Origin of the sequence: Streptococcus sp. HMSC074B11 (assembly GCF_001808705.1) — a bacterium.
Classification (GTDB): domain Bacteria; phylum Bacillota; class Bacilli; order Lactobacillales; family Streptococcaceae; genus Streptococcus.
In genome coordinates, this window is sequence record NZ_KV794288.1 from 227,770 (window position 1) to 232,303 (window position 4,534).

Annotated in this window: 3 protein-coding genes; 1 reads left to right on the forward strand and 2 read right to left on the reverse strand. The window is 38.5% G+C overall.

Annotation, left to right across the window (positions count from 1 at the left end):
• Positions 1 to 80: 80 nt before the first annotated feature.
• A complete protein-coding gene (gene hemH, locus HMPREF2619_RS08365) occupies positions 81 to 1,175 on the reverse strand; it encodes a ferrochelatase (protein ID WP_070460665.1) in 1,095 nt (364 codons plus the stop codon).
• Positions 1,176 to 1,329: 154 nt separating this feature from the next.
• Between hemH and pepT the strand changes: the two genes are divergently transcribed.
• Complete coding sequence (gene pepT / locus HMPREF2619_RS08370; protein WP_070460667.1) at positions 1,330 to 2,553, forward strand: peptidase T; 1,224 nt, start codon at positions 1,330 to 1,332, stop codon at positions 2,551 to 2,553.
• A 76-nt stretch (positions 2,554 to 2,629) separates the two neighbouring features.
• Here pepT and HMPREF2619_RS08375 read toward each other — a convergent pair.
• On the reverse strand, positions 2,630 to 4,534 hold a 1,905-nt coding region (locus tag HMPREF2619_RS08375; protein WP_186821501.1), incomplete at its 5' end, for a pneumococcal-type histidine triad protein.

Genomic DNA, 4,534 nt, shown 5'->3' on the forward strand with positions numbered 1-4,534 from the left:
TACTTGAGTACGGCAAGGCGACGTTGACGCAGTTTGAATTTGATTTTCGAAGAGTATTACCAGTTCTTTTCTATTTTCACCTAGTCTTTAGGTAATTTGCCAGCTTTTTCAAGCATTCTTTTGATTAAATAAGGCATCTTGACATTTTCACGACCTTTTTTCTCAATTAATTTTTTAACAAATTCTGGCATTTGTAAGTCTTGTGATTCATCTAAAATATTCTTAGTGTCCTCCGAAGGGACTAATTCATCAAAGGTTTCTTCTTCTGGGAGGAATTCTCTAAATTCTTTATGTTCATTAGCTCGGATAATATTGACCAAGGCATCAATCAAACGAGAATCTGTATTTGGCATTGGTGGACGATGGTAGTTCACCTCCAATTCCTGACACAAGTCATGACATTCCACATCGTTGTCAAACAAGACTTCAATATGCTCACTGATAAAACTAATAGGCACAAAAATATAATGCTCTGGATGTTCTTCCTGTTCTCTTAGATACTCCAATACATCTGGTTTAATCCAAGGAATACCAATATTACTTTCGCTCTGCCAAGTGTTGGTATATTGCTCTGGTTTCAAGCCTAATTTCTCAGCAATTAACTTGCTATTTTCGAAAATCTGGTCGATATAGGGATCACCAAAATCCAAGGCAAAAATGGGCACACTGTGGGCAGAAAAGATGACTTTAAAGCTATCCTGTTTCACCTTTTCTTTTAAAATTTTAGCAATTTCAGCTGTCCAATAGTTTAATAGTGCTTCTTCTTGATACCAGTCCTTAATAACTAAAAACTGAATTTGTTTGCTTTCCAGAAACTTTTCGTACCCCATGACAGAGTAAAAGGAATAGTGTGGCTCCAAAATCAAGCAAATACACTTTTCAATTCCATCTGCTTCCATTTGCCGAATCACATCTGGAATAAAAGGGCTTGAAAATTTATTAGCAAAATACACACTATATTCATTTCCTAACCTAGCTTCTACCAATGCAACTTCTTCACGGGTAATTTTTTGAAGTGGAGTTCCTCCAATTCGAACATAATTATCATAGAGTGTTTGAATCTCGTGATCTTGAGGTCGAACCCCTCGACGAATGTTGGTAAAAAAGTCGGCTACTCCTTCAAAGGTAATCTCTTCTGGTGAACCAAATGTCATCATTAAAATTGCTTTTTTCATCTCTGCATCCTTGTGATATTTTTATCTTTTTTATTGTATCACTAAAGAAGCTATAAGTAAACGCTAACATAAGGATTTTTTCTCCCTTCTGACTTTTGTTTTTCTCTTCTTTCTATGATACAATGGTTTTAAAAGAAGGAAAAAAGGAGTTACGATGAAATATCCAACATTGTTGGAGCGTTTTTTGACTTATGTCAAAGTCAATACACGTTCTGACGAACATTCAACCACTACACCAAGTACCCAAAGTCAAGTAGACTTCGCAACCAATGTCCTCATCCCTGAGATGAAACGTGTTGGTTTGCAAAATGTTTACTACCTACCAAACGGTTTTGCTATCGGTACTCTTCCAGCTAACGATCCTAGTTTGACTCGTAAGATTGGCTTTATCTCCCACATGGATACAGCAGATTTTAATGCTGAAGGTGTTAACCCGCAAGTTATTGAAAATTATGATGGTGGCGTTATCGGGCTTGGCAACTCTGGTTTCAAACTAGATCCAGCGGATTTCAAGAGCTTAGAGAAATATCTAGGGCAAACCTTGATTACAACTGATGGAACTACCCTTCTCGGGGCTGATGATAAATCTGGTATCGCTGAAATCATGACAGCTATCGAATACTTGACTGTTCATCCTGAGATTAAACACTGTGAAATCCGTGTTGGCTTCGGACCTGATGAAGAAATCGGTGTTGGTGCCAATAAATTTGATGCAGAAGATTTCAATGTTGACTTTGCCTATACAGTTGACGGTGGACCTCTTGGTGAACTTCAGTATGAAACCTTCTCTGCTGCAGGTGCTGAACTTCATTTCCAAGGTCGTAATGTTCACCCAGGAACGGCCAAAGGACAAATGGTCAATGCCCTTCAATTAGCCATTGACTTCCACAATCAACTCCCAGCTGGTGACCGACCTGAGTTGACTGAGGGTTACCAAGGATTCTACCATCTCATGGATGTAACAGGTACTGTTGAGGAAGCGCGTGCTAGCTACATCATTCGTGACTTCGAAAAAGAAACCTTCGAAGCGCGTAAAGCTGCCATGAAAGCTATTGCTGATAAGATGAACCAAGAACTTGGTAGTGATCGTGTTACTTTAACTTTGACGGATCAGTATTACAACATGAAGGAAGTCATTGAAAAGGATATGACTCCAATCACCATCGCTAAATCAGTAATGGAAAATCTTGATATTACACCAATTATCGAACCTATCCGTGGCGGAACAGACGGTTCTAAAATTTCCTTTATGGGAATTCCAACTCCAAATATCTTTGCTGGTGGTGAAAATATGCACGGTCGTTTTGAATACGTTAGCCTACAAACAATGGAACGTGCTGTTGACACTATTATTGGGATTGTAGCTTATAAAGACTAAAGAGATCGGGAAAAAATTCCCGACCTCTTTTTTATCAGCAGCCTACTTTTGACACGGTAGCTGTCTGAACTTTTTATTATTCTGCTACTTTTTCTCTTGTTTCTGGAGAGCTAGTTGCAGGAGTTAAGTTTGACTCAGCTTGTTTATCGTTTGTTTCTGTATTGGCTGTTTCTGTGCTAGCTTCAGCTGGCTTGACTTTGGATTGAAATTCTTGGTTTAACAAAACGATTTCTTGAGCAAGAGCTAAAAGAGCTTGCTTATCTTTGCTTGCGGCACTAAGCTTGTCAAATAAGGCGTCCACTTTTTCAAAGTCAGCATCAGAACCATTATTCATTTCTAAATAAGTATGAAGGGCAATGACACCATTATAAAGTTTTTGGTAGAGAACTAAAACCTCTGGGTCTTGTTTGACATTCTCACGTTCATTCTGAATAGTTTGTGAAATACGCTTCAGAAGATCTTGGACTTGCGTATTTAATTCATCAAGATCTGCGTCATCTTTATCTAGAGCAGCTTTCAGATTTTTAACTTCGTCAGCAAGTGAAGCTTTAACTCCCTCTTCTTTGACTTGAGCTACTAATTCTTCGGCTTTTGTTAAAAGTTCTTCTACTTGACCTTTTCGAACATGATTGCTTTGTTCCTCAGGCTTAATATCATCATACAAACCTTTCAAAAATTCATAGACTGCCGTTTTAGCACTATGACCATCCACTTTTTCAGTGTCTAGGATCGTTTCAGAAGGTTTATGAGCAACTGATTCATTCTTCACTGCTTCTTCTACCTCTAATTTTGTTTGATAGATTTCAGGGAAGAGTTTGTTCAAGTCAGTTGCCTTAAGGAAAGATTGTGACTGATAAAGAGTCCAAGTTAAGTTAGCAACTTTATTTCTAAGAGTGTCATTTAAACGACCATCTGACAGATGTTGGTAGAAATACTTAATGTATTCGACTGTCGTAACACCAGTTCGATCATTAAAATCTTGCAGAGCTTGTAGTTTAGCTTCAACTGCATCTAAACCAGCCTCATCTTGAGCCAATTTATTTTCTTGGAGTTGAGCCAAAAGATCCTTTTTAGGAAGTCCATAAGCATCCGTATCCAAGGTATTAATCTTGTCTACTAAAGCTTGATATTTCTTGTCTAATGGACTGATTTCTGTTGGTTTTACACTAGAGTCAACGTGGATATACTGCTTGTCAAAGAGATCTAAAGCAGCCAGATAACCAGCTGTTGAGTTGGTTGAGAGCTTCTTCATATTTTCAGAGAATTGTCCCAAGGCAAGCTCAATTTGTCTTTGTAAAATTGGTTTATCTTTATAGACTTCACGACTTTCTGCTAGAAGTTGATCAACCTTATTTTGAACAGTAGCTTCATCAAAGGCTCCTGGTTGGTAGTTAGATTGCAAGGCAGGAATCTTATGTTTCAAAGCCACTTCGTAGCCTTTAGTTTGTACTTTAATGTAGTGATTATGATCACCGTGAGGAATGACGAAGCTACCATTTTCAACCTGCAAACTATAAGGAGAAACGCCATCACGTAAAGCAGTTGTATAGAGTTCGTTTAGGAAATCAAGCTCTGCATCACCTGTTTGGAGAGGAATACGAACGTGTTCCTTTCGAACAGCATAAGGGTGAATGTGAGTTGGGTCATAAGCCTGGTCTGGATTTCCAAATACAAAGAATCCATTTGAAATTCGGATCGCTTCAAGCGGAACACCATAGGTTTTAGAGATATAAGCTATCTTTTCTTCATCGCTGGCATCTCGAGAGAAACTTTCTACAGTCTTGGCAAGAGGTTTTACAGGCTCTGCCTTATGGTGCCCATGCAAATGTTCTTGAGCTGCCTTAATCTGCTCCTCTGATAAATCTTTCTTAAAGAAATAGTGGGCATGATCTCCATGTGAAACCACAAAACCTTGTTCGTCCTCACTGATTACTCGCTCAGCTGCAAATCCATGATCATGTTCATCTTCATGATGCTCGTG